This is a genomic window from Clostridiales bacterium, assembly GCA_014799665.1.
Lineage (GTDB): Bacteria > Bacillota > Clostridia > Christensenellales > Pumilibacteraceae > Anaerocaecibacter.
Window position 1 is genome coordinate 47,356 of the sequence record JAAVHP010000028.1, and the last position, 24,765, is coordinate 72,120.

The following is a 24,765-nucleotide window of genomic DNA, read 5'->3' on the forward strand; positions in this document are numbered from 1 at the left end:
AATGTTGACTAAAAAGGATACAAGATATGAATAGAATAGAAAAGGTTCGAGAAGTAGTCGATAGTATAATATTGAATATGACAGACAACGGCGAAAGAAGGTGTGCTTATATACATTTATACGGTGTTGCACAAGCTGCCGCTCTTATTGCCGAAAAGAGAAAAGAAAACGTAGAACTTTCTATTATTGCAGCAATGCTACATGATATATATTCTTACCAAAATGGGGACTCAACAGATCATGCGCATAAAGGAGCAGTAATGGCAAAAGAGATTATAAATGAATTAAAAATATTCTCTTTTGAAGAAATCGAATTGATTTATTCGGCTATTTATCACCATAGCGATAAGAAGATTACAAATGGATCGTTTGACGAAATATTAAAGGATGCGGACGTGATACAACATATTTTCTATAATCCGTTATTTGAAATCAAGGCTCATGAACTGGAAAGATTTAATAATCTAAAAAATGAATTTAGGATGATTTAACAGCAGACAGTTTATCTGCTTTTCCCAATTAAAATTTGCGAGGGTATCAAATGAAAAAGAGAAGGCAACTTTCTAATAAAGAGACAAAACGAGGTGTGCTCTTTTGGCTTAAAGGGCATAAAGCGCCCAAGGACGATTCTCGCACCGATCTTGAAACGATCGTAGATGATTATATTAAGTGTATAAAATACTTACTGAACGGAAAAATAGTTCCCATTACCGGATTCAGAGACGAAGTGCATGAATGGCTTATGACCGACAGCGATGGAGACATAGACCTTGGCTTTATTCCGCACGACAATGGTGAACTGACGGAATGCCGTTATGAGATCGAAGCGTTAATAGGCGATAACGGATACGACGAAGACACTATACTTAAAGCGCTTAATGAAAAGATACGCACTATATCTTGAATATAAATTATGTTGACTTTTTTTATCTAAAATGTTATAGTTTTTAATATTGATTTTAAGGAGAAAATTCGTGGGATTATTTGACTTTTTTAAAAAGAAAAAGAAACAGCCGAAAACACATAAGGTTACTTTAAACTATGACGAAATAGAAAAAAGCGCCTTGGAGAAAGACGGCGGCATAAATACCGTATTGATCAACGGTATAGAGTTCGTTATAAAAGAGGACGTGCTTTTTTCTGCATTTGGGCATTTTAAGGCAAATGCGTACGGAACGGTCGACGGTATTCAAGTAAAAGTCGACATGACCGACAAAATGTTTCTCGATAACCACAAAGACATTAAACCCGAATACATTGAAAAAATCGCAAATCTTTTGCAAGATTTTAAAAATCGTTATGATGTGATCGTCGATAGAATTTCTACCGAAACGGCGAACTATCTCAATGCCCAAAAATTACGCGACGAGCCGTATACGCAAAAGGAAGTAAAAGAAAATATCGACACTAAAAACATAACGGTCTTTTTTGCCAAAGATTGCGCATTTTGTGCATGGTTAGACGACGACTCCGTTTTTTACAGCGAGTACGAAGACGGACAATATAAAGTAGAGTTTAACAACGACGAAGAGGATGATATATAAATTATATCAAGGCTTTTAAAACTTTATATTAAAAATTTGTTTTAAACAAAACGCACTGACGAGAGCACCCGATCTGAATCCAAGAGGAACAAATCGGGCGCTTTTTAAAAGCTTGAAAAATCCAGTTATCTTTGATATAATAATAAATATGAAAAATATCCCCGACGCAAATTCCATATTCCCCAATGAATACAAAACGTCTTGCTTTATTAAAAACGTAGTAAAAGCTCCGAATATAATTATAGGCGATTATACTTATTATGACGATGACGTAGCGGCAACTGAGTTCGAGCGAAACAACGTTCTATTTAATTATCCCGAATTCGGCGATAAGCTGACTATCGGCAAATTTTGTCAGATCGCGCAAAACGTAAAGTTTATTATGGGCGCGGCAAACCATAGGCTGTCAAGCGTTACTACTTATCCGTTCAACGTGTTTGGCGGGGCATGGCAAGAAAATACGCCGCCGCATTTATCGCAGCTACCGTTTAAGGGCGATACGGTCATTGGTAACGACGTATGGATCGGGCGCGAAAGCGTAATTATGCCCGGTGTAAAAATCGGGGACGGTTGTATAATAGCGGCATATTCCATAGTAACGAAAGATATAGAGCCGTACAGCGTTGTCGGCGGTAATCCCGCAAAATTCATAAAAAAGCGGTTTGACGACGAACTTATCGAGCTATTACTGAAAATAAAGTGGTGGGATCTTGCACCCGAAAAACTCGTAGAAGTTTTGCCGCTGTTATGCGAAACTGATTTAGAAAAGGTGAGACAGGCATTAAAATCAATGCTTGGTCTATTATGATATTGCCATGAATTTATATCACTATTTCGATAAAAACAATAAACTGTTTATGAGCTTGCACGAGTAAATGCGCGTTTGCCGCAGGGAAACGCGGGCGGCGATAGCCGAAAGACAAAAGCTTGCTTTTGGCGCATTTAAATGTTATAATACTAATATGTACGGTGTTTACGGCGATATAATAAGCGCGGCGGAGCGTGCGCTCAATAGCTTCTCGGCAACGGAGGAGCTGTTGGAATATCCCGAAGTTCAGGCGGACAAAGCGTATTATTTGTCCGTCTTATCCAAGTACAACGATCTTAGATCGATAAAGGACAAGCTCGAAGCTTTGACTGCCGCCATTGCCGATCAGAAAGCCGCTTCGGCGTTGCTTGCCGAAGCACTGTCAGAGCCCGATCGAGCGGCGATTTACGAGGAGATTTCCGCGTTGAAGCGAAAGGCCTCGGTTGCGGCTACGGCGCTTTCCGACGCGCTCGGGTGCAAGCACGTAGTCGAACGCGCGTATTGCAGATTTAAGCTCGGCGAGGGTTCGTCCAAGCTCGGCACGGCGTTGTTCGCGCTAATTAAGTTCGACTTATCGTCGCGTGGGGCGAAGATAGAGGACGAAAATACAATTTCCCGCGGCGGAAGCGTCAAGGAAATATCGTTCGTTGCGGAAGGCGCGGACGTGATCGCGCGGCTAAGTCCGCTTTCCGGCGCGCACAAGGTTTATTCCGGACAATCGCGGAGCGACGAGCTGTGCTTTGCGGTAACGCCCGCGGCGGTCGTCGAAAAAGTAGTCGAGAGCGATTTGCGTATCGACCTGTTTCGCTCGTCGGGCGCGGGCGGTCAGCATATCAACAAGACGGAGACGGCGATACGCGTTACGCATTTACCTTCCGGACTTACCGTTGTATGTCAGGACGAGCGGTCGCAGCTCCAAAACAAGAAGCGCGCTTTGGAAACGATAGAGAAGCGGCTGAAAGAGCGAAGCGAACAAGCCGAGAAAAAGCGCATGGAAGCGGATATTGCCGCGCAGCATTCCCGAAAAAACACGCCGATCACGTTCGACGCGGACGGTGGCATGTTTACAGACGCGCGGCTTAAAGTGTTTACCGATGTTCCGTTTCCGCTCTCCGCCGAGCAGTTCGCGGCATACCTAAACGGGCTTATAGCACTATGATAAAACTCACGGCAAACACGAATAGAATAGCGTTGTCATCGAGCCGTCGCGCGTACAAAACCGAGGGCTTTATTTCGCTTACGCGCCGAGTGCTTGCTATCGACGCGTTCGTGTCCCGCATTGCCGAAAGCGTTTTCGGCGCGGACGAGCTTGACGCGGGGTGCTATTCCGCGCAGACCGAGGACGGGGCGTACACGCTGTTCTTCCGCTACGGCGGCGGAGATGAGCGCCTTAGCGGCGGGGATCTGGTTTTTTACAGGTTTATCTGCGAGAACGAGAACGACGGCGGAACGGACAGGCGGCTGGGCGAATATCTTTCGGCGCACGAAAAGATCGCGCTTATCGTGCGCGAGACCGACGACGGCATTACCGACGTCGACCTCACTCGGCTGTATCTCGTATCGGGTGCGGACGGGATCGTCAACTTCCCGTACCTCAACGAAACGCAACGCAAGATCGTCGAGACCGAGGACGCGAATATGCTCGTTCAGGGCGTTGCGGGCAGCGGCAAGACCAACGTTTGCGTTGAAAAGATAGTTTATTGCGCTTGCCGAAGCTATCGCGGCGCGGTGCTCTACACAACTTTTTCGCGCGGACTTTTGACCGAGACCAAAAGCCGAGTAGAGCTTTTCACAAGAAATATCGACGATTTTATTTATGCGTATGAGCACGGGCGAGTGACCTTTCTTGACTACGACCACAAAAAGGCGGTCGAGAACAAGCTCGGCATTATTTTCTCGGTCGACGAGGACGGCGAGATAATTTCCGCGTTAAAGCGCATTTCGGCGTTTCTCAAAGAAAAGGTGGAGTATCTTCTTATAGAGGATATTTACGCGCAGGCGTTCGATAAAAAGCGCGTTGCGGGCGAGAGCGTTTTCCTTAACGAGTATCTCGGTTCGGGAAAAAACTATCGGCTTTCGGGCGCGCTCGAAAAGATCAAGCACATTGCGCCCGAGATAATCTACAAAGAAATTTACGGTATGATCTTCGGTAAGTATGAGCTCGACGCGCCCGCCGATATGATGGGCAGGGACGAGTATGCCGAGGCGCGCAAAGACAGCTTTACTCGGCGCGAGTGCGACGTTATTTATTCGGTTGCGACCGACTACGCCGAGTTCCTGCAAAAGCGCGGTTATACCGATAATAATATCATGAGCCGCGAGCTTCTGCGCGAAATTTCGTCGCCCATGTACTCGGTGGGCGTTATCGATGAGGCGCAGGACTTTACGCAGGTAAACCTTTGTCTTATGAAAAAGCTGTGCCGCAAGCTGTTCTGCGTGGGCGACGCGCTGCAAATGATCAACCCGTCGTACTTCAATTTCGGGTACTTAAAGCGCCTAATGTACGGCGACGTTACGGGCGTTGACGAGCTCAAACACAACTACCGCAGCACCGCGACGATAGAAAAGATCGCCGAAAAGCTGGGCGAAATGAATATGCAGAGGTTCGGCACGCACAGCTTCGTGCTGCGCGGCGAGAGCGTGCCGTCGCCGTTGCCGTCCGCGGCGGTGCTCGTCAAGGACAAGAGCTTCGCGTACTCGCTCGGCGAAAAGCGGTTCGAAAACGTCACCGTGATCGTCGCTTCGCAGCAGAAAAAGGAAAAGCTTCGCAATGCTTTGGGCAAGACCGAGATCCTTACCGTCGCCGAAGCGAAGGGTTTGGAACGCCACACCGTAATACTCGTCGACGTTCTGAGCGACAACGCTGACAAGTGGCGGTATCTACGCGATATGTCGCTCAACAGAAAGACCGCCGACGAGAACTCCGTTTTTCGGTACTACTTCAATCTGTTCTACGTCGGCATATCCCGTGCAAGGCAGTATCTGTTCGTTGCCGAGAGCGACTGTCCGCAAACGTTCGACGCATTATTTACGGAGTGCTTCGAGCGCAAGAACAAGGAAGCGGCGCTCGCGTACCTTAAAGACATTGCGGGCAGAATAGAGATAGACGACGACGAGTTCGTCGAGCGTATCGAAAAGTTCTGTTCGTTGGAGCAGTACGAAAACGCGCGCTCCGCCGCCGACAGGCTGTCGTCCGACGAGCTGCGCAAAAAGCAATTAATTTATATATCGATACACGAGCAATACTTGCGCTACGGAAAGTTTCGCGACGCGGGCGTAGAGTACTGGCGGCAGGGCATGGACGCCGAAGCGCGCGAGATGTTTACGCGCTCGGGCGATCAAAAGCTGTTCCCGCTCATGGACGCTTGCGCGAAGGGCGGCGGGGCGCTCGATCCCGATATAGTTCAGTTCTATCCGCTTGTCGACGACAACGACGTGGCGAAGAAGATAATTATAGACACGCTCGACAAAGACAGTCGGGAAATAGCGGAAATGTTCAAATCGGCAAATAACGTTTTAAAGAGGAAAAGGCAATGAGCGATAACTCGATCAAGGAACTTATAGACAGTTTTATAGCGTACCGCAATCTGATTGCGCCCTTGCAGGACAGTCTGCATTCGGTGAGCAAGACGTACGAGGAAATTCGAAACGACCTCGACGCGCTTACTAAAAACTTTTCGGGCAGTGCGATGGCGCAGCTCGACAAGGTCCATTCCACGCTCAATGCGCAGGCTAAGAGCGGGCAGGAGCTTGGAAAAAGGATCGAGGAATACTCGGCTTCGGGCGAGCGGTATGCGAAGGCGGTCGAGGAGATGTCGGCGCGGTTTTCGACCGTTGCGGACAGAATTTCGTCGCTCGTCGAGATCGAGAACGCCGCGCAGAGCCAGCTTGCGCGGATAGACGCGCTCATATCCGAAAAGCGTTCGTCGTACAACCTTAAAGAACTGCAAAAGTCGCTCGACGGCTACACCGCTAATGTTGAAAAAATAAGCGACTTTATTAATAAGGATATAGCCGAGGTCTTGAAGGATAACGCCGACAAGATAGAAGCTATCCGCAAGGAAAACGAACAGCTGTCGGCGGCGGTTGCGGCGCAGGGCAAGGATATAGCCGCGCTCGTTACGGAGTTCGCCAAAACGAGCGAGCTGCTCAAAAAGTCGGTCGAGGGCAGTACTGTCAACGAGCAGTATCTTTTCGACGCGTTCGACAAATGGGCGGCGGATAGAAAGGTCAAGATCAAAAAGCAGTAGGGTATGGCGCGATCGACCGAACAACGCTTGCTTCAAGCCGTAAAAACCGACGACGTAAGAGAGTTCGACGGTTTGGCGGAAAATGCGCGGATAGGTGAATACCGTCTGGGCAGATTTCCCGTGCTGTCGTTGCTCTACCTTTATAAAGCGCGAAAAATTCTTGCGACGCACGAGCTCGAGCTTTTGAAGATCTCGCGCTACGAAAAAAAAAGCGAGCCTGCGGAGCTGTCGAGAAAGTTTTCGGGCGCGGCGGGGAAATGCTTGCGGCTTTATTACGACGAGGTAGTGTCGCCGCTCGAAATGCTGTTGATCCTCGACAAGACAAGGCGCTTGGCGCGCGTGTATAAGGACGCGGCTAAGACCGAACAGATCAAATCTCGGCTTCAATCGATTTATTCTATAAAGTACGCGCTGTCCGTTAAGTTCGAGGGCGAAAACATAATTATAGATAAACGCCCGTTGAGTTATAGGGAAAAGAAGAAGATATTTATAGCGGGGGTGTGCGCTGCGGTAGGCGTAGCCGTAGTCGTTTGCGTGCCGACGATTACGGTCTCGCTTCTTTCCGAACCTGCCGCTCCCGTCGTGTACGAGGTGATGCGGCTGAGCGATATAGACTTTTCGTCACAAAACGAATACGTGTTGAAGCGCGATATCGTATTGAGCGAAGCGGTCGAAGAAATGAATTGCAAGATCGGCGGCGAGGGACATAAGCTGATTTTGGGCGACGGCGCGGCTATCGGCACGCTTAACGGAAGTCTGTCGGGAGTTACCGTCGACGGCGCGCGCGGCGTGATATTCGATACCGTTTCGGCGGGCGCGCGGGTAGCCGACGTTACGGTAAATGTCGACGCCGATATCGAAACGGACGAGAATTCCGCGCTTGTCGCGATCGTCAACTACGGCGAGTTCGACGGCGTTACGGTCAACATTAAGGGAAGCGTTAAGGCTATCGAGTCGGATGACGAAAACGTTATCGAGACGGCGTTCGGCGGAATGGTCATGAACAACGGCGCTATATATAATGACAAAACGCAAGAAGCCGATTACGGCGTTATCAAAAACTGCACCGTCAATTATTTACAGTTCAAGCTTGTCGGCGAGGCAAGCGCCAACGCAAGCTTCGGCGGAATCGTCGGCTTTAACGACGGCTACTTGCAAGACTGCACCGTTACGGGCGAAATAGTTTCCGATACTTTCGACGTCGCGGGCGTGTGCGTCGTGAACAACAACGAACTTTCGAACTGCGTGAACAGTGCGGATATAGCGCAAACCGCGTCGAACATGGATTGGAATCCCATTACTTGCGGCGTGGTTTTGACCAATACTTATATGGTCAAGGGTTGCAAGAATACGGGCAAGATTTCCGCGGCTTCGACTTACGGGTCGGCGAGCGACGACGGACGAAATGCGATCGCGGCGGGTATTGCGTATTATAACAATTTCTATTATCAGTATACCCCGTATATCACGAACTGCGTAAATTCGGGCGAGGTTGAAAGCTCCGCCGCGAACGGCAGCGCGTATGCGGCGGGCGTGTGTTACGCGTCGAACGGCGGGATAGAGTTTTGCAAAAACAGCGGCTCGGCAAGAGCGGAAGCGGGGAACGGTTACGAAGCGTTAGGCGGCGGGATCGCCGATTATGCGTACGGGTATATTTATAAGTCGGTGAACGAGGGCGACGTGTATGTTTCGGGCAGCGGCGAGGCGTATGCGGGCGGAATATCTGCGCTCGCGCGTGCGCAGTTTTTGTACTGCGTTTCTAGCGGGGATATTACCGTGACCGCGAAAACCGCTCGCGTGGGTGGGATATACGGCGTGAGCGAGATAGATACCTACGGTAAGGGCACTGCCGAATATTGCATAAGCGAAAATCGATTGGATGTTACCGCTATAAACGGCGGCGCAGCGTACGTCGGCGGGATCGCGGGGTACGTGCGCGAACAGCTGTTTACCGTCAGCGGCGGTAGGGCGTTCTTCGGCGGCGGCGTTACCGATAGCTGTTTCGTCGGCGAGTGTGTCAAGCCCGACGACGTATACTTCGGCAATATCGTCGGTGCGTGTGGGGCTAATATCTACGAGAGCAATCTGTATTATTCGGGTGACGTCGAACTCCATAATTTCAACGGCAATTATTACGTGGACAATTCGTTCATGGCGTTCGGCGCAACGTTTGCCAACTCGTCGGGCGGCGGACTCGTGACCGACGTGTCAGATAAAGGCGCGACTTCCTTGCCGACGGAGGAAGTCAAAACCACCGAAACATACAAGACGATTTTAAGCGAGCTGCAAAAAAATTGACACGGTATCATACGTTTGTTAAAATAATAAAAATTACGGTTACGGTTAAAGGCTTTAATTAATGAAAGGACAGGATCTATCTCTCGCGTTCGGCACCGAGGTCATATACGATGATGCGGAATTCTTTATAGGCGATAAGGACAAAACGGGTATCGTCGGGGTGAATGGCGCGGGGAAAACGACGCTGTTCAAGGTCATACTGGGCGAGCAGGAGCTCGATCGCGGCAAAATTTTTACGGGCGGAGCACGGATCGGGTATCTGCCGCAGGAGATCGATTTTGCCGACAAACAAAAAACAGTTTGGGACTATCTGTTCGACGCGCGCCCCGTGCGCAAGATCGAAGCGGAACTCGATACTATTTATGCTACGCTCGAAACGGCGGGCGAAGCCGAGCAAGCGGAGCTTTTAAACCGAATGGCGGAGCTCCATGCCTGTCTCGACGGTTACGACGCGTATAACGCCGAGAATATTTTGCTCGAGCTTATTTTCGATATGAAGATAAACGACGAGCTGCTCGACATGAAGCTCGGCGATCTTTCCGGCGGGCAAAAGTCCAAAATAGCTTTTGCGCACGTGCTCTTTTCCAATCCGCAGGTTCTGCTTTTGGACGAGCCGACCAACCACCTCGACGCGACCACCAAGGAGTTCGTTACTAACTATCTAAAAAACTATAAGGGTTCCGTCCTGATAATAAGCCATGACGTCGATTTCCTAAATGCGGTCGTAAACAAAATTTTGTTCGTAAATAAGGTAACGCATAAGATCTCGGTTTACGACGGCAACTACACGGCGTTTAAGCGAAAATACGCGCAGGAACAGCTCCTTAAAGAACTGCGTATCACCCAGCAGGAACAGGAGATCAAGAAGCTTTCCGATTTCGTTTTGAAAGCCAAACAGGCGTCGCGCACAAACCACAACCTCAAAAGAATGGGGCAGGACCGCGAGATAAAACTCAAAAAGGCGATAGAAGCGCTCGAAAAACGCGATAAAGATTATAAGCACGTAAATCTCCGTTTGGAACCGAAAACGTCGAGCGGCAAGGTGCCTTTGGAAGTGCGGAACCTAACGTTCGGGTACGACGGCAAACAAAACCTGTACGACGGATTGTCGTTTATACTCAATCCCGACGAGCGGTTTTTGATCGTCGGCGAAAACGGTGTGGGCAAATCAACTCTACTAAAACTTATAATGGGGATATTGCATCCAAAAAACGGCGAAATAGTTTTCAGCAAAAAAACAGAAATAGCTTATTACGCGCAGGAGCTCGAATTGCTCGATGAGAATAAAACCGTGCTCGAAAACACCGAAAGCACGGGATATACCGATATCCAGCACCGAAATTTGCTGGGCAATTTCCTGTTCTCGGGCGATTCGGTTTTCAAAAAGGTTTCCGTGCTGTCGCCCGGCGAAAAGGCGCGAATATCTTTGTGCAAGCTTTTGCTCGAACGCGCAAATTTATTGATTTTGGACGAGCCGACCAACCACCTAGATCCCGATACTCAGGCGGTCATCGGCGAGAACTTCCGCGACTATACGGGCACGATTTTGCTGGTAAGCCATAATCCCGAGTTCGTCGAACAAATAGGCATCACCCGTATGCTGATCTTGCCCGAAGGAAAAATCGTCGAGTATTCAAGAGAATTGCTCGCTTACTATTATATTTTAAATACCGACTTTTTGTAATTTTTTAATCGGTATACGCAAAACGGGTGCGAAAGCGCATAATAAAAATCTTTGATTTTTTATGCGTTTAATGTTATTATATTTATATGGAAAAGAAAAGACTTTCCGAAATGACGTTGGAAGAACTTTGGGAACTATTCCCGATCTTTCTCACCGAGCACAATCCGTGCTGGGTGGAGTGGTATTCGGAAGAAATCGAACTGTTAAAAAATATATTGCCACTCGATATCGAATATCATCACGTGGGAAGTACGGCGGTAGAGGGTATTTTCGCAAAACCGATCATCGATATTTTGATAGTGGTAAATTCTGTCGAGCAAATGAAAGAAGTCGCCGATATGCTTCGTGAGCGCGGGTATATCGTTATGTCGGCAAACGCTGACCGCATTTCATTGAATAAAGGCTACACCGAAAACGGGTTCGCCGAAAAAGTTTTTCATTTGCATATTCGGCTCGAAAACGATAAAGACGAGATATATTTCAGAGATTATTTAAACGCTCACCCCGAAATTGCACAGGCTTACGTAAAACTCAAATTGCGGCTATGGAAAAAGTACGAACACGACCGCGACGGATATACCGCAGCGAAAACGGAATTTGTAAAGAAATATACCGAGCTTGCAAAGAAAACCTTGTTATAGGTTGTCAATGTTTTATCGCGGCTTTTGAGCGATTTCAACCGATAATAGTGTAATTCAACTAACGGTTGAGTGAATAATATTGAATTTTTCGGCGCGAAAGTGTATAATTAGATTGTAAAAACGCAGGAGAGTTCGCTATTATGAATTGCGGTGAGAAGATCGCGCAGCTTAGAAAGAAGAATAATATGACGCAAGCCCAGCTCGGCGACGAGCTGAGCGTGACCTATCAGGCGGTGTCTAAGTGGGAGCGCGGCGAGTCGCTGCCCGACTTCGATACAATATCGCGAATCTCGAAATTATTTCAAGTGCCTATTTCGTACTTCGAGGACGGCGGGGAAGAAACGGTTAATACCGCGCCGCACGTTACGCAAACGCCGCTGCCCGTTCAGCCCGCGGTGTCCGCCGATATAATAGGCATGTGCGTGCAGTGCGGCAAGGTTGTGCGTGACGGCGAGGCGGCGCAGACTAATCCTAAGCTTATATGCAAGGCGTGCGACGAGCTTAACCGCAAGGCGCACGAGGAACAAGTCCTTAAACAAAAGAAGCAAGCGCTCGTCAATGAGAAAGCCGCGAAATTGCGTAAGGATATGGAAAAGTCCGGGCTTAGAGAACGCCGCAACCTCGCGCTGTTGCTTTCGATCATCCCTGCGGGCGTAGTGCTCATAATCTTCACCGCGCTTTCGATTGTGAATAAGGATATGTTCACGTTTCTTTTCGTTACCGGGATCGTGCTTGCGGTGTTCGCGTACACGTTCACTGCACAGATGATTTGGGACGGCACGGTGCGCGAGGTGTGTACGGGCGGCGGGCATATAATAAGCCTGCCCGGAATAATCTTCTCGCTGTCGCCCGACGGGATTCTATTCTTGATCCTGACCAAGATAATCCTCGTGTTCGTCGCTGCGTTCGTGTTCGTGTTCTCGATCATAGCCTGCGTGTTCGCAGCTATCTTTATATCACCCTTTACCTTCGTTCCGTCGCTTTTGCTTTATAACCGCAAAATCAGAAAAGTCGATAATAAATGATTTTTTTGTTACTTCTTTTGAAAAAGTAGTAACCAAGAAAACTTTAAATTAATTACAAAAAGAGTGGTATAGACATACCACTCTTTAATTATTTTACTTAAAGTGTTCTTCGCTTCCTTCTTGTTCACAAGAAGGAAGAAAAAACTATATTATATATTTTTCCAGTTTGCCCGCCTGTTTAAGGAAGGAGAGCATACTGTCGGCGGCGAACACGTCGGGCGCGAGCGCAAGGCATAGCCCGACGTCGGTCGGGTCGACGAGCGTTTTCAGCCCGAACCCGTCGTCGGGGTACAGGCGTTTGAACACCTGCATAGCCCTGGCATGACGGGTTTTAAGCTCGACGAGCATACGCGCTTGCTCCTTGCCAAACTCGTGCCGACGGTACTCGCACAGCCGCATTTTAACGGGCGGGTATATTGGCGTGGTATGTATGCACGCATGCCGCACGTCCACGCGGAAGAACTCGCAAATACTGTCGATGCGCTTACCGTTGTTCGGCGGGAACTCGAAACGCGTAGAGGTACGGTTCTTTATATAGAAATCGATCAGTATCGCGCCGAGCACCGTTTCGAGCTCGCCGCGCATACCGTGAATGCGTTCTTCGGCAGTGCATAGCATTCTTAACGCTTCCGCCGTCTGCGTCGCGCCCGACGCAAACAGCAGTTCGGGTCGGCGTTCGACTATGTGCGCGCACTTTTCGCCCGCGCGCATGAGCGCCTGCGCGGCGGCGGTCCTGTTCTTGGCAATAGGTTTCAGCTCGGCGGTGAGCGATGTAACGAGGCTCGACACGTCGGCATTGAGCGCAGTATCCACCTCGTCGCCGCGCATATGCGCGCCGAAGGAAAGGTCGAACGCCGCGAGATCGAGCGCGACTATCTCCCCGAACACCGCCGCGAGATTGTCGTCGATGTTTTCGGGATTGAGCACTGCCGCAAACGGCTTGCGCCCGCGCTTGACTACGGCGAACGCCCCGTCGGTTGCGCGGTAGAGCGGCGAGCACACGGCGGCGAAGTCGTGCGTGGGTACGAGTATCAGCTTTTTACATTGTCGGGCTTGCGCAATGCCGAATTCTATAAGCCCGCCGCGCGCGATAATAACGTCTGGCGCGTGCTCGTCGTCGCGGTTCACGCGGTAGCCCGCGCGGAGCAGCTCGTCTACGTTGTCGAACCCGATTGTGCGCACAGTGCTTTCGGGCGGTGCGGCAGCGGCGAGCGCGTCGGGAAGCGTGCGAAAAACGGCGGTCGAGATCGGCTCGTCGTCGGGCGGCGGGGGGATAATGGGTTCGTCGTCAAGATCGGAGAATGCATGGGTAGAGTTTGTCATAATATAATCAGTATAGATTGAAGCGCGGGTCGAAATTTGCGCGCTATTGTTTTGCCCGCGCGTTTCTTGTCGACAAATTACGCTTGATAAAACGGGTGAAGTGTGATACAATCAAAGCATGGGTTGGTTTAATTATTACGGGCTTGCTATAATGGCGGTCATCATGATCCCGAATATTGTATACGCGGTACGGCACCAAAACGATAACGCGGATACGTACCGAAACAAGAAGGTCGTCGTTGCCGAGCAGATCGGCAGGTTCGGATGTTTCGTCTTGATGATTTTCAATATCCCGTACACCTATTTTAATTTTTGGTTCGACTACGCGCTTATAGTTTATCTGTCCGTAAACGGCGGACTGTGCATAGCGTATATTATTTTCTGGATAGTCTGCGGACGGAAGCCGGGTTGGCTGAGAGCGTTGTCGCTGTCCATATTGCCGTCGTGCGTTTTTCTGTTCAGCGGTATCGTTTTCGCGAATATCCCGCTTATCGTGTTTTCGGTGCTGTTCGCAGTAACGCATATCTTTATAAGCTGTAAGAACGCTGTACCCACGACACGCAAAAGACGCAAGTACACGTTAAGGGAAAAAGCCGCCGACGATTTTATTATGCTCTTCTTGATTATACTGGTGTTAGCCGTTGTCGTTGGCATGGTCTATAAGCTGATTTTAGGCGATGACGGGCACGGTGTGTTCCCGTTGTGAAAAATAATGGCATGAAAAAAAGCCGTATCGAGTAGAAAAACTTGATACGGCTTGTTATATTTAGCTTAAAGTTTTCTTGCCTGCTTCTTTTCCAAAAGAAGTAGGGAAAAACTACAAAAATCTCAAATCTATATCGCCGTTGGACGTCCGAGCGGTGACACGGCGTTTGGGCCCCGACGGATCGGTGAAATTCTTGCTCGGCGTGCCGTCGACGGTGATCGCGCCGTGCGACGTTTCGAGCGACACCCGATACTCGTCGCGGTTGCCGACGATCGCGGCGTAGATCTTGCCGTTTGACGTATCGAGCTTGACCTCGGGCGCGGCTATGCCGTTCACGTCGATCGTGCCGTTATGCGTAGAGCAATCGAGCCGCTCGGTCCTGACATCGACAGCCGACAGTCCCGCGTTATCGCTCGATATGGTAAGCGCCGACGCTGATACCGTTTCCGCCTTGACGTTGCCGTTCTTGCACCTGAGCGACACCGTCTGCGCGGCGGTCAAGCGATGAATATCGATCGTGCCGTTTTTCATTTTCAGCCCGAACTCGGCGCACGAAATATCCCGAATATCGAACTTCCCGTTGAACGTAGAAAGCTCGACGCCCTCGAACTCTCCGCCCGTCAGGTACAGCCCGCCGTTCTTGTTCCTGAACCTCAGCCGCCCCTTAAAGCTTCGCGGCAGAACAAGCTTGAACTCGAATCGTCTATTGATTATCCTATAAAAGAAGTTGCCCTTTTTTTGCGTGACGGTGAGCTGCCCGTTGTTATCACACTGCACGTCAAAGTATTTCTCCTTGGCGGTGATAAGCTCGCACTTATCGCCCGACCCGCGCGAAATATCTACAAGACACTCCGTTCCGTATATCGCTATATCTTTGACGCTAGAAAACTCCATACCGATATAATACCTTATTTCGCTCAATAAATCAAGCGTAATGGTCAAGTAGAGGGATATTTGTTTGACATTGTCTAAATAAAGGACTATAATAAATTCGCGTATTGTTTGACTGAACTTTTTGTTCGTTAGGCATGCCGAGTATTATTTCTTTTATCGACGGAAACACGTGATACAAGCATTGGAAAAAATCAAACAAAATAAGGCGATCGTTCGAATTTGTAATTTTCAAAATTCGATTTGGTATGTACTTTGTCTTGCCGTGGTAGTGCTTGCTTCGCATTTGTCGGGGTTCGAACTCCCCTTTATTTGGATCGTCGTAATCGCTACCGCGTTTATTTTTGTAATGCAAGAGGATTTAAAACCGTTCGTGCCGACGGTACTTCTTTTGTATTTTTGCATACCGCGTGCGCACGGCTCGACCGGCTGGGCGGATATCGGTATTTGGCAAACCACGCCGTACGTGATCAACCTCTGCTTGATCGGCGCGATTTTTCTTGCGGCGTTTTTGTTTAATTTTATTTACTACAAACAGTATCGCAATTTCAAGAAGATTACTTTTTTAACGGCGGGGCTTGCGGCGTTCGCTGCGTCGTATCTTACGAACGGATTATTCGCGCACGATTATACGATAAAGAACCTCGGTTACGGACTTACGTTTGCGCTACTGTATTACGTTTTCTATTTGTTTGTCTTTTGTACGGTCAAGTGGAAAAAAGGCGAGTCCATGCGCTACCTTGCGCAGTGCATGGTCGTAATGGGACTGCTCATATCCGTCGAGCTCGCGTTCTTGTACATGCTCAACTCCGATCTGCACGGCATTGTGCCCGATAAGGTATATATTCTGCTGGGCTGGGGTAACAGTAATTCGATCGCGTTCACTACGCTTTTGTGTTTGCCGTTTGCGTTTTGGCTGGCTTGGAAAGAGAAATACTCCTTGCTGTATTTTCTGGCGGCAACGGTAATGTTTACCGCCATATTCTTTACGTACGCGCGCGGCTCGCTTATCGTTGCGGGTCCGATGTACTTGGTCGGCACGGTGTTCCTGTGCTTTGTCGCCAAACGGCGCTTGGGTATTTGGATAGCGGCGGGCTGTTTGTTGATCGCCGCGATAATCATGGTATTTTGCTTCAAAGACTGGATGCTGGACAAGCTGCATATCTATATCGAAAACGGCGTTAAGGACCGTGGCAGGTTCAGACTGTGGAATCTCGCGCTCGACGGCTTTAAGGCGGCGCCCGTGTTCGGTTCGGGACTGTATTTTAAATACGGCGTCGACGAATCGTCTTTGTTTTATTGGGCGCATAATACGATATTGCAAATCATGGCGACGCTCGGTATTTTCGGGCTTGCCGCCTATCTTTTCCACCGCGTGCAGACGGTGTATATGTGCGTTAAAAAACCGACCTCGGCGCGATTGTTCGCCGGGCTTGCCATACTCGGTATATTGATAGCCGGTATGTTCGACATGGTCATGATTTGTCAAAACATAATTCTCTACTACGGAATTATCCTTGCATTCGCCGAAAAAGATTTTCTTTGCAGTATCGGCAAAATGGACGAGAACGGCGTGTGGCTTAACTGTAAAAAAGAGAAATCGGCAGAACAGGCGGCGGCAGTAACGGAAGAACCGCAAGCGCCGACCGAACCGCAAGACGAAGAGCAAACGTCGCAGGCGACGGAACAAGAAAATATGTAAACTAAAAACTCGACGCGCGGTCGAGTTTTTTATTTTGCAAATCTATATTAATTGGGGCGCGATAAGCTCGTCGTATAAATCGTAGATATCGTCGAAGTCGTTGATTTTAAGCTTCTTATGTACCTTGTCGCGCTCGGTCTGTTTTATATTGTATACGTGGAAAAAGGGCAGCCACTTTATGCCTTGGCAGAAATGTTTGAGAACGGTGTCCGGTTTTATAGCGCGTTGCTCGTTGAATCGACGGGGAAGTATCAGCTTCTTCGTTGCGCTTTTATTGAGCGCGTCTTGATCTTTGAGCATCATTTTCTTGGTCTTGACTAACGTGCAGGCGCGGTCCAGTAATCCGGTTTCTTTTGACTTTTTCAGATTGAAATACATAACGCCGGCGTTGAAGTAATTTCTGCCGTAGAAATGCTGTCCCATGTGGTCGCGCACCGCGGCAAACTCGTAGTCGGTCAGATCGACGTCGAACAGCTCGGCAAGATCTGCACAGCACATAACGTCGGCGTCGAGGTATAATATCCTGTCGCCTAAATTGTAGTGCGAAAGAAGCAGCCTTAGCAGGGTGTACGGCGTGTAGAACGACTTCTCGTTTTTCCCGCCCTTTAAAACCGCTCGGTACTCCGCGTCGGCGCGTAAGATCTTCGCATCGTTTTCGGGGTTGAACGTTTTCAGCGCGCGGTCGAGAATTTCGCTCTGCGTTTCGGTAACGGGAACGAATTTAGGATCGAGCTCGGAATAGTCCATAGTGAGTATGACCGCGGTCAGCGGGCGCGACGAGCGCGTCGCAACCGACAGCGCCGACATGGCTATCATCGGAAAAACCTTGCTGTTTCCGCAATAGCATACCGTCATGCGATTATCGTTGGTATTAATCAATTCGCTCATTGCGTACCTCTAATTATTTCTTTTTGCTTTTCTTCTTTTTCATGCCGAGAATAGCGGATACTCGGCTGCCCACTGCGATATTGAGCGCGACGAACACTATAATGAAGATTGCGAGCGCGAGCGCTTGATACTGTTCGCCGACGGGAATGCCGAAGAAATTAAGTTTATAGCCGAAGTTGGTCGTAAGCATATCCATCAGCTGTGTGCAGAATTCGGGCTGCAAAACTCCCGAAAGGTGCGCCGACAGGTTGGCGATGGGCGTCGACATAAACCCGTACCTAAGCAGTGCGCACGAGTACGAGCCGGGGATGAACCCGCAAATGCCCTGCACCCAAACGGGCAGCATACCGAGCGGCATATACGCGCCGATCAAGAACCCGACGGCCGTTGAGAACACGGCGACGACGGCGGCAAGCGTGCCTTCTGACTTGATGAACGAGCCGATAAAGATCGTAACAAGCGTTGACGCGACGGTCGAGAGCAGTAGCACGCCGATTATCGTCATAAAGTTGCCGAAGGAAAGTGCGAGCTCGCCCATGCATGCAAGATAGATAAGGCAGATCAAAAGGAACACTATACAGATTATCGTGGTGACGATAAAGTTAAAAAAGAAATAACTCGCGATAAGCACATTGCGGTGAATGGGCGACGACGCGAAATCGCGGTTCACGCCGTTCTGCTTGTCCTCGACGATTACGGTATTCGCTTGCAGGGAAACGGTTATAGCCGTAAGCCCGATTATGCCGCTTATCATCCAGGTGTCGACGAGCGTGTAAACGTTTTTCCAAAATACCGCGTCGTTAATAAGCACGGCGATCGAGTCTTTGAGCTCTTGCGAAACGCTCGGCTCCAAGCTCATTTGCGCCAAACCGCTCCTGATCCCGTCCAGTTCGAGCCCACGCAGAAAGAAAAGATATACCACGAAAATAATTACGGGCACTAGCAGCGTGTACAAAAGCCGCACTTTGTTTTTGGCGAATACTAGTAAGTGCCGACGGGTCAGCTGAAAGAAAATATCCGCGTTGCGGGTTTTAGTTTTCATCGGCTTCATCCTCCGCAACGTGAATTTTTTGCCCCGTAACGTTCAAGAAAACGTCGTCCATATTGCCCTTGACGATCTCGACGTCGGTGAGGAACTCGTCGAACTTCTTTAATAACTGCTTGGCGTGCGCCGTGTCCTGAATAACAATCTTGTACGCGCAATGCTCGTCGTCGTACGAGAACGGGATATCGTCCGCGGCAAGCTTTTGTTCTAATTGCTCGGCGCGGTCGCGGTAGCAAATAATGCTGTCGTGCGAATAACGGTTTTTAAGTTCGACGGGCGTACCGTGCGCAATGACCTTGCCCTTGTCCATAATGACGACGTCTGTCGCCTTGTCCGCTTCTTCGAGATAGTGGGTGGTGAGGAAAACGGTCATTCCAGTTTCGTTGCGGATCTTGTCGATAAGCGCCCACACGACGAGGCGGGTTTTGGGATCGAGCCCCGTCGTCGGTTCGTCGAGAATGAGAAGGCGCGGACGGTGAACCATGGCGCGCGCAATATCGACGCGCCGCATCTGGCCGCCGCTCAGGTTTTTGACGGGACGGTTAAGGATGGGTTCGAGTTCGAGTAGGCGCACTATGTCGGCGATAGCCTGTTTTTTCTCGGCGCGGCTCATCGAGTAGAATGACGTGCGAACTTCGAGATTTTCCTTGACAGTCAGGTCGCGGTCGAGAACGCTCGTTTGGAAAACAATGCCGAGCGCTTTTTTGATGGGCATGGGATCGGCGTCGAGGTCGTAGCCGTCGACAGTAATCTTGCCTCCGTCCTTTTTGAGAATGGAACAAATGATGTTTATCGTCGTGCTTTTGCCTGCGCCGTTAATGCCAAGGAACGCAAACAGCGAGCCTTGCTCTACGGTAAACGAAATATCGTCGACCGCCTTAACGTCGCCGTACGATTTCGATAAATGCTCGATTTCGAGCGCGTGTTGTTTTTGTTCCAAAATTACCCAGCCTTGCCGCCGCATAACCGCAAAACGGCATGAAATATCTATTATCTTTAATTATACCGATTTAAGCGAATTTGTCAAGCGTAAGCAAGTGCGCACGTTAATTTGTAATGTAATTCTAATCAATATAAATTCGAACGTTGCTTGTTGTAACGATATTATAGAAAAGAAAACTCTAACCATCATCATACCGAGCGAAGTCGGGGTATCTAGGCGAACCGCCGCAAGGTGAGTAAGACTTTTCTTTTTACCTAACACTAACGTAAGGTTTTCTTGCCTACTTCTTTCCAAAAAGAAGTAGGTAGTTTTTTGTAAAATCAATAAAAAGGGTTTGACAAAAACAATAAAGCGTGGTATAATCGTTTCGGTGAATGCGGAAATGGCTCAACGGTAGAGCAGTAGCTTCCCAAGCTGAAGGTTGCGGGTTCGATTCCCGTTTTCCGCTCCAAACGGAAACGGACGAGTTCCGTTCCGATATCGAGGTGTAGCGCAGTTGGCTAGCGCGCATGGTTAGGGACCATGAGGCCGCGAGTTCGAGTCTCGCCACTTCGACCAAAACAGAAACCGCCGAAAGGCGGTTTTTTGTTTTGGTCGAAGTGGCAGTGGACGAGTAGTGCAGCACGGATGTCAACCGTGCCGCCTTAGACGCAAGATACTGTTTATGTAGAGGAGCGTAGCACATTGTGCCGAAAGATTTAAATTTATAATATTAAAAATTATTTCTCACTGTCGGTGTTAGCATACAGTGATAACAATTTCACTAGAGTTATCAGGACAATAATATATTAGTATTCAACGGCAGTAAAATTATGTGAGCTATTGAATCGTCAAAGTATTAGCAATTTATGTTTGACTATTTATCAGTAGAATCTATTGTCATTAGTTGCGTTTTAAAAAAACTTGTGTTAAACTAATAGAGGAGAGCTTAATTAGCTTTTAATCAAGGTTGTGGATGAAATGAACATTATAAGAAAAACTGAAGACAAAGAAAAGTACTTATTAGAGGCTTTTAAAGACTTAATTGAAGACAAACAACTTTATTGGGCCAAGACGGAAATTGAGGAACAGTTAAAATTATTTGTTTTATATTTAAAAAAGCATTTAAGTCCTAATCAAAGAATTTTTGAAAATCCGGAATCTCGAATTAAAGGATGTGATTCTTTTCATGAAAAAATTTTTCGGAAAGGATACGTGCAAAGTTGGCGCGTTACCGATGATAGAGATACCAATAAAGAACTCATAACAAAGGAATTACCGGATTTAATAGGTTTCAGAATCACGTGTTTCTTTTTGGATGCCGAGCCGAATATTTACCGTTTGCTGAAAGAATATCATGATTTAGGTAATTTTGACAGAATTACAATTAACTTTAATGAAAATTGTGTACAAAAAAACGGACATACAATCTATAAAGTTACGGGAAAGTATAATAATAAATATTGCTTTGAAATGCAAATAAAATCAATTATGCATAATATTTGGGGAGAAGTCGATCATAAAACAATCTATAAAAGTAGAGACTTTGATCCGAATATAGAAACAAAAAGAAGCATATCAGAAGAGCTGTTTAATATTTTAAAAGCTTCCGATAAACAGTTGCAAGTATTGTTTGAAGAAGCAAATACCGAAGAAAAATTATTGCAATCGTTGTTTTTTGTAAAAACCAAGGAAGAAATGGTCGAGCAATTCAAAACGGATATATTAGCAGAGCATTACGATAGGTTTTTTAAGATTTTTTCAAGTGAAAGCGATAATGCTCTAATAAAAGATTATGTAATAGCTGCATTACAGGAGAAAAAACATAGACGTAAAAAAGTAGCATTGCAAACGGCAATATCTTATGAGGATGAGTTGATAAAAGAAATACAAAATAATTTTTATGATTATGATTTAAAGGGAATATATCATATCGCAAGCATCATTTATAATTTTAAGAGCTATCGGGAATTTTTAAACTATTTGGCTAATTGCTTGATCGGTCAATGCACATCGGAAATCGATGAATTTGATGATGCCGACGATGAATTTGACGATGCCGACGATGAATTTGATGTTTCAAATGAAAATGGTGATGCCAAGGCACAAGCAATAAAAAATATAATAACGTTATTGTATAAAAAAATAGGGAGAAGAAAGGAATGATTCAACTTGAACAAAAAAATAATGTAAAATTGTTTGCCACCAAGAAAACAGTTGATTGGCTTGTAAACAATACAGAAGTGAGTGTATTTGATCCGGTTAGTTTCGAGGGATATCAGCGCCAGATCAATGAAGGACACTGCCAAAAAATCGTTGAATTTTTATGTGTCGATTTTTTCTTGCCTACGGCTATTATTTGTGCTACAAGTAAAAAATTCGAGCCCGAATCCACGTTGAGAATTGTCGATGGGCAGCATCGTGTTTATGCCTTTCGTATGTTAAAAAGAGATCATAGAGAGAGATACGACGAAATTAAAGATAAAGAAATTCCCGTTATCGTAATGGATGGCGTTGACGAGAAAGTAGAGATCGACACTTTCATTACTATAAATAAGACATCAAAGAAAGTGGATACGTCTTTGGCAATTGTATTGAAAAACAAGCTAAACAAGTATGCCGCCAGCGAAGATTTAAGTATGCCGCGGGCGGAATATTTGGCGGTCGAGGTCGCTCTTAAATTATATTCCAATCCGAATTGCGAATTATGGTATGATAAAATTCTTTTAGAGGGTACTACAAAGAATACCCCGCAATTTATCACTTTAAATGCTTTTGTAAAATCTACCCGTACACTTATCAACAATATGGTAAAAAAGAAGTTACTCGTGTTAGATTGGCAGACGAAAGAAGATATTGACGGCTACATTGCTATCTGTCAGGAAGCCATTATGTCAATTTGGAATTCGGTGGCTGTAAGGTGGAGCGATTTGTTTAACAGTAATTTTGAGAATAGGCGCATCATACAGGGTCCGATCGGGTATTCATCAATCAATAGATTGGTAAATATGCTGTTGGCAAAGTATAATTACATTTCTTTGGATGAATTTAAATTAATGATTGAAAGTAATATAAGACGTATTTCGATGGATGAAAAATGCTGGTTGCCGGGAGGTTATTTCTCCGGTTTCTCGTCGGAATCGGGATACAGTATTATTGCAAATGAACTTCTTAAGTCAATAAAATAAAGTAGTTAGTATTTTAGAACTCAATAGACAAAACAGAAACCGCCGAGAAGCGGTTTTTTGTTTTGGTCGAAGTGGCATAAGGGGAGTAGCGCGCCGAAGATAATAGATCAATACTAATACGTAAAAATCATGTCTAAATCGTACGTTTGACTTTTTTGATTATAAGTAGTATAATTAGCAGTAGTCGGTTTTGAGGTTTTTATGATTAAGGATTACGATACGCGCGCCGATGTCAGCGGAGTGCGGGTCAAGAGCAATTATCATACGCATAATTATCTTTGCGGGCACGCCGGCGGCGAGGTTTGCGATTACGTTGCCGAAGCGGTTCGGTGCGGGTTTGAGGTTATAGGAATATCCGATCACTGCGTACCGCCCGTCGGGTCGTATGAGCCGTATATCACGTCGTCCGTTCTCGAAGCAAAATACCTTTCGCAGTTCGAACCCGCGCGCGAACTTTACGGCGACAAGATAAAAATTCTGTCGGCGGTCGAAATCGAATACTTCGCCGGGCACGACGATTATTACCGTGATCTTCTAACCAAGCTCGATTATCTTGTTCTCGGTCAGCACGAATACATGAACGGCGACTTGCGTTGTAATTCGTTTTGCGACGGCGTGACTACCGGCGATATCGTCGCGTACTGCAAGTGCGTAAAAGCGGGGCTTAAAACCGGATTCTTTTCGGTGTTCGCACACCCCGATCTCATTTTTTACCAGCGCCCGCACATAACGAGTGAAATGGCGCGCGCGTTCGACGGCATGATAAAGACCGCAGTAGAGTGCGGCGTCGCGGTCGAGCTTAACGCAAACGGTATTCGTTATCACGGTTTCCGATATCCGACCGATTTACTCATAGATACCTGCAAAAAGTACGACGCGCCCGTCGTGGTGTCGAGCGACGCGCACAACCTGAAATACCTAAACGACGAGTACACGCGCGGAATGTTGAAGTACGCGCAAGAGCACGGCTTGAACGTTATAGACCAAATAAAACTGCCCGAGCATTTTTAAGCGTTCGGACAGTTGTTTTTTTCGCGGCGGATTTTTTGGGACTTTTTAGTTTTTTTGTCCTTTTGTGTTTTTTCGGCGCGCGGCTCGGTCTCGCGGTTTTTCGATTTAGTCAGTCGATAGGTAAGTAAATACCCCGCGCCGAGCGCGGCGAACATATACGGCGCGAGCGTTGCGCCCGACAGTATCACGTACGCGGTAAACGCCCCGCCGACGATTATTACCGTCAGCGCGTCGAGAAGAACGGTGACGGGCAAAAGGTCGGTGCGCTTTGCTATTAGCGACATCAGCATGAACAGCAAACGTGCCGCTATGCCGAGACCGATACAAAAAATGAACGAATACAGCTCGCTCATTTGAAAATACGCTTTAACAGCGGCGGCTTGGTCTGGGCGTATTTAAGCGCGTCGATATTGCCCGTGATCACGAGGTTGCCGTCCTGCTCGTCGAACTTGACGATTTTCAGTCCCGAGCCTGTTACTATAAGCCGACCCATGCACGTGGTGAGCGCGATTTCGGTCTCGCTCGCGCCGTCGACCTTGGCTACGCCCGTCATCGACGCTTTCTTGCGGTCGGTCATGTTGACCGCGTGCGAAGTGAATTTTGTTTGCGGTGCTTGCGCTTGTGTTTGTGGTTTCATGTAATTACAGTATGCGCACGGGGTGTTGGATATGATATTTTTTCTTCCGTATTGTTCAGAAGGGAAACGTTAAGAGCCCTGTCATTTCGAGCTTGCGAGAAATCTCCCCGCGGATAACGATTATACAATAGTGATATCGAAAGTAAAAGCCTATTTATAATACTCGTCAAGTAGGTTACTGAAATTGGGGTTTGTCGATTTA

At 47.6% G+C, this 24,765-nt stretch carries 22 protein-coding genes, 2 tRNA genes and 1 pseudogene; 18 read left to right on the forward strand and 7 right to left on the reverse strand.

The window, feature by feature from the left end; translation table 11 throughout:
• Positions 1-26: 26 nt before the first annotated feature.
• From HDT28_08865 to HDT28_08915, 11 genes are all read left to right on the forward strand, one after another.
• Entirely contained in the window at positions 27-491 is a 465-nt protein-coding gene (locus HDT28_08865) for an HD domain-containing protein (GenBank protein MBD5132678.1), read from the forward strand.
• Positions 492-541: 50 nt separating this feature from the next.
• Entirely contained in the window at positions 542-904 is a 363-nt protein-coding gene (locus HDT28_08870; protein MBD5132679.1) for a hypothetical protein, read from the forward strand.
• A 70-nt stretch (positions 905-974) separates the two neighbouring features.
• Entirely contained in the window at positions 975-1,544 is a 570-nt protein-coding gene (locus HDT28_08875; GenBank protein ID MBD5132680.1) for a hypothetical protein, read from the forward strand.
• 148 nt (positions 1,545-1,692) lie between these two features.
• On the forward strand, positions 1,693-2,352 hold the full coding sequence (locus HDT28_08880; protein ID MBD5132681.1) for a CatB-related O-acetyltransferase: 660 nt from the start codon (positions 1,693-1,695) through the stop codon (positions 2,350-2,352).
• 154 nt (positions 2,353-2,506) lie between these two features.
• Positions 2,507-3,511 carry a hypothetical protein gene (locus HDT28_08885; GenBank protein MBD5132682.1) on the forward strand — a complete coding sequence of 335 codons (1,005 nt, stop codon included), beginning with the start codon at positions 2,507-2,509 and terminating at the stop codon, positions 3,509-3,511.
• Positions 3,508-5,889, forward strand: coding sequence for an AAA family ATPase (locus HDT28_08890; protein MBD5132683.1), 2,382 nt, complete (start codon positions 3,508-3,510; stop codon positions 5,887-5,889). The genes HDT28_08885 and HDT28_08890 overlap by 4 nt, the downstream gene beginning before the upstream one ends.
• On the forward strand, positions 5,886-6,602 hold the full coding sequence (locus HDT28_08895) for a hypothetical protein (protein ID MBD5132684.1): 717 nt from the start codon (positions 5,886-5,888) through the stop codon (positions 6,600-6,602). The genes HDT28_08890 and HDT28_08895 overlap by 4 nt, the downstream gene beginning before the upstream one ends.
• Before the next feature lie 3 nt (positions 6,603-6,605).
• Positions 6,606-8,900, forward strand: a complete 2,295-nt coding sequence (locus tag HDT28_08900; protein ID MBD5132685.1) for a hypothetical protein — start codon at positions 6,606-6,608, stop codon at positions 8,898-8,900.
• Positions 8,901-8,961: 61 nt separating this feature from the next.
• Positions 8,962-10,584: an ABC-F family ATP-binding cassette domain-containing protein gene (locus HDT28_08905; protein MBD5132686.1), complete on the forward strand. Its 1,623-nt coding sequence runs from the start codon at positions 8,962-8,964 to the stop codon at positions 10,582-10,584.
• Positions 10,585-10,670: 86 nt separating this feature from the next.
• On the forward strand, positions 10,671-11,225 hold the full coding sequence (locus HDT28_08910; GenBank protein ID MBD5132687.1) for a GrpB family protein: 555 nt from the start codon (positions 10,671-10,673) through the stop codon (positions 11,223-11,225).
• A 140-nt stretch (positions 11,226-11,365) separates the two neighbouring features.
• Positions 11,366-12,250: a helix-turn-helix transcriptional regulator gene (locus HDT28_08915; protein MBD5132688.1), complete on the forward strand. Its 885-nt coding sequence runs from the start codon at positions 11,366-11,368 to the stop codon at positions 12,248-12,250.
• 144 nt (positions 12,251-12,394) lie between these two features.
• On the opposite strand, the gene HDT28_08920 is transcribed toward HDT28_08915, so the two are convergent.
• Complete coding sequence (locus HDT28_08920; protein MBD5132689.1) at positions 12,395-13,573, reverse strand: hypothetical protein; 1,179 nt, start codon at positions 13,571-13,573, stop codon at positions 12,395-12,397.
• 118 nt (positions 13,574-13,691) lie between these two features.
• Here HDT28_08920 and HDT28_08925 point away from each other — a divergent pair.
• Positions 13,692-14,117 (forward strand): annotated as a pseudogene (locus HDT28_08925) (hypothetical protein).
• A 273-nt stretch (positions 14,118-14,390) separates the two neighbouring features.
• Here HDT28_08925 and HDT28_08930 read toward each other — a convergent pair.
• Positions 14,391-15,173, reverse strand: a complete 783-nt coding sequence (locus HDT28_08930; protein ID MBD5132690.1) for a DUF4097 domain-containing protein — start codon at positions 15,171-15,173, stop codon at positions 14,391-14,393.
• Between the two features lie 346 nt (positions 15,174-15,519).
• On the opposite strand from HDT28_08930, the gene HDT28_08935 reads away from it, so the two are divergent.
• Positions 15,520-16,872 carry an O-antigen ligase family protein gene (locus HDT28_08935; GenBank protein ID MBD5132691.1) on the forward strand — a complete coding sequence of 451 codons (1,353 nt, stop codon included), beginning with the start codon at positions 15,520-15,522 and terminating at the stop codon, positions 16,870-16,872.
• 42 nt (positions 16,873-16,914) lie between these two features.
• On the opposite strand, the gene HDT28_08940 is transcribed toward HDT28_08935, so the two are convergent.
• Genes HDT28_08940 through HDT28_08950 form a run of 3 tightly spaced genes read right to left on the reverse strand, consistent with a single transcriptional unit; the run spans position 16,915 to position 19,769 of the window.
• A complete protein-coding gene (locus HDT28_08940; GenBank protein MBD5132692.1) occupies positions 16,915-17,760 on the reverse strand; it encodes a hypothetical protein in 846 nt (281 codons plus the stop codon).
• A 13-nt stretch (positions 17,761-17,773) separates the two neighbouring features.
• Positions 17,774-18,802: an ABC transporter permease gene (locus HDT28_08945; protein ID MBD5132693.1), complete on the reverse strand. Its 1,029-nt coding sequence runs from the start codon at positions 18,800-18,802 to the stop codon at positions 17,774-17,776.
• Positions 18,792-19,769 carry an ABC transporter ATP-binding protein gene (locus HDT28_08950; protein MBD5132694.1) on the reverse strand — a complete coding sequence of 326 codons (978 nt, stop codon included), beginning with the start codon at positions 19,767-19,769 and terminating at the stop codon, positions 18,792-18,794. Before HDT28_08950 ends, HDT28_08945 begins: the two co-directional genes overlap by 11 nt.
• A 355-nt stretch (positions 19,770-20,124) precedes the next feature.
• Here HDT28_08950 and HDT28_08955 point away from each other — a divergent pair.
• From HDT28_08955 to HDT28_08975, 5 genes are all read left to right on the forward strand, one after another.
• Positions 20,125-20,199, forward strand: a tRNA-Gly gene (locus HDT28_08955).
• A 30-nt stretch (positions 20,200-20,229) separates the two neighbouring features.
• Positions 20,230-20,306, forward strand: a tRNA-Pro gene (locus HDT28_08960).
• 393 nt (positions 20,307-20,699) lie between these two features.
• Positions 20,700-21,893, forward strand: a complete 1,194-nt coding sequence (locus tag HDT28_08965; protein ID MBD5132695.1) for a hypothetical protein — start codon at positions 20,700-20,702, stop codon at positions 21,891-21,893.
• A complete protein-coding gene (locus HDT28_08970) occupies positions 21,890-22,915 on the forward strand; it encodes a DGQHR domain-containing protein (protein ID MBD5132696.1) in 1,026 nt (341 codons plus the stop codon). Before HDT28_08965 ends, HDT28_08970 begins: the two co-directional genes overlap by 4 nt.
• A gap of 201 nt (positions 22,916-23,116) precedes the next feature.
• Positions 23,117-23,926 (forward strand): PHP domain-containing protein, encoded by an 810-nt coding sequence (locus HDT28_08975; protein ID MBD5132697.1) that lies wholly within the window; start codon positions 23,117-23,119, stop codon positions 23,924-23,926.
• Here the strand turns inward: HDT28_08975 and HDT28_08980 are convergent.
• Entirely contained in the window at positions 23,923-24,279 is a 357-nt protein-coding gene (locus tag HDT28_08980) for a hypothetical protein (GenBank protein ID MBD5132698.1), read from the reverse strand. The two genes, HDT28_08975 and HDT28_08980, sit on opposite strands and share 4 nt — an antisense overlap.
• Complete coding sequence (locus tag HDT28_08985) at positions 24,276-24,563, reverse strand: sporulation protein YabP (protein MBD5132699.1); 288 nt, start codon at positions 24,561-24,563, stop codon at positions 24,276-24,278. Before HDT28_08985 ends, HDT28_08980 begins: the two co-directional genes overlap by 4 nt.
• Positions 24,564-24,765: the final 202 nt, after the last annotated feature.

What these genes read in the sequence shown, in the direction of transcription:
- HDT28_08865 (MBD5132678.1), top strand. Translation starts at nt 27, where the DNA reads ATGAATAGAATAGAAAAGGTTCGAGAAGTAGTCGATAGTATAATATTG.
- HDT28_08870 (MBD5132679.1), top strand. Translation starts at nt 542, where the DNA reads ATGAAAAAGAGAAGGCAACTTTCTAATAAAGAGACAAAACGAGGTGTG.
- HDT28_08880 (MBD5132681.1), top strand. Translation starts at nt 1,693, where the DNA reads ATGAAAAATATCCCCGACGCAAATTCCATATTCCCCAATGAATACAAA.
- HDT28_08885 (MBD5132682.1), top strand. Translation starts at nt 2,507, where the DNA reads ATGTACGGTGTTTACGGCGATATAATAAGCGCGGCGGAGCGTGCGCTC.
- HDT28_08890 (MBD5132683.1), top strand. Translation starts at nt 3,508, where the DNA reads ATGATAAAACTCACGGCAAACACGAATAGAATAGCGTTGTCATCGAGC.
- HDT28_08895 (MBD5132684.1), top strand. Translation starts at nt 5,886, where the DNA reads ATGAGCGATAACTCGATCAAGGAACTTATAGACAGTTTTATAGCGTAC.
- HDT28_08900 (MBD5132685.1), top strand. Translation starts at nt 6,606, where the DNA reads ATGGCGCGATCGACCGAACAACGCTTGCTTCAAGCCGTAAAAACCGAC.
- HDT28_08905 (MBD5132686.1), top strand. Translation starts at nt 8,962, where the DNA reads ATGAAAGGACAGGATCTATCTCTCGCGTTCGGCACCGAGGTCATATAC.
- HDT28_08910 (MBD5132687.1), top strand. Translation starts at nt 10,671, where the DNA reads ATGGAAAAGAAAAGACTTTCCGAAATGACGTTGGAAGAACTTTGGGAA.
- HDT28_08915 (MBD5132688.1), top strand. Translation starts at nt 11,366, where the DNA reads ATGAATTGCGGTGAGAAGATCGCGCAGCTTAGAAAGAAGAATAATATG.
- HDT28_08920 (MBD5132689.1), bottom strand. Translation starts at nt 13,573, where the DNA reads ATGACAAACTCTACCCATGCATTCTCCGATCTTGACGACGAACCCATT.
- HDT28_08930 (MBD5132690.1), bottom strand. Translation starts at nt 15,173, where the DNA reads ATGGAGTTTTCTAGCGTCAAAGATATAGCGATATACGGAACGGAGTGT.
- HDT28_08935 (MBD5132691.1), top strand. Translation starts at nt 15,520, where the DNA reads ATGCAAGAGGATTTAAAACCGTTCGTGCCGACGGTACTTCTTTTGTAT.
- HDT28_08940 (MBD5132692.1), bottom strand. Translation starts at nt 17,760, where the DNA reads ATGAGCGAATTGATTAATACCAACGATAATCGCATGACGGTATGCTAT.
- HDT28_08945 (MBD5132693.1), bottom strand. Translation starts at nt 18,802, where the DNA reads ATGAAAACTAAAACCCGCAACGCGGATATTTTCTTTCAGCTGACCCGT.
- HDT28_08950 (MBD5132694.1), bottom strand. Translation starts at nt 19,769, where the DNA reads ATGCGGCGGCAAGGCTGGGTAATTTTGGAACAAAAACAACACGCGCTC.
- HDT28_08970 (MBD5132696.1), top strand. Translation starts at nt 21,890, where the DNA reads ATGATTCAACTTGAACAAAAAAATAATGTAAAATTGTTTGCCACCAAG.
- HDT28_08975 (MBD5132697.1), top strand. Translation starts at nt 23,117, where the DNA reads ATGATTAAGGATTACGATACGCGCGCCGATGTCAGCGGAGTGCGGGTC.
- HDT28_08980 (MBD5132698.1), bottom strand. Translation starts at nt 24,279, where the DNA reads ATGAGCGAGCTGTATTCGTTCATTTTTTGTATCGGTCTCGGCATAGCG.
- HDT28_08985 (MBD5132699.1), bottom strand. Translation starts at nt 24,563, where the DNA reads ATGAAACCACAAACACAAGCGCAAGCACCGCAAACAAAATTCACTTCG.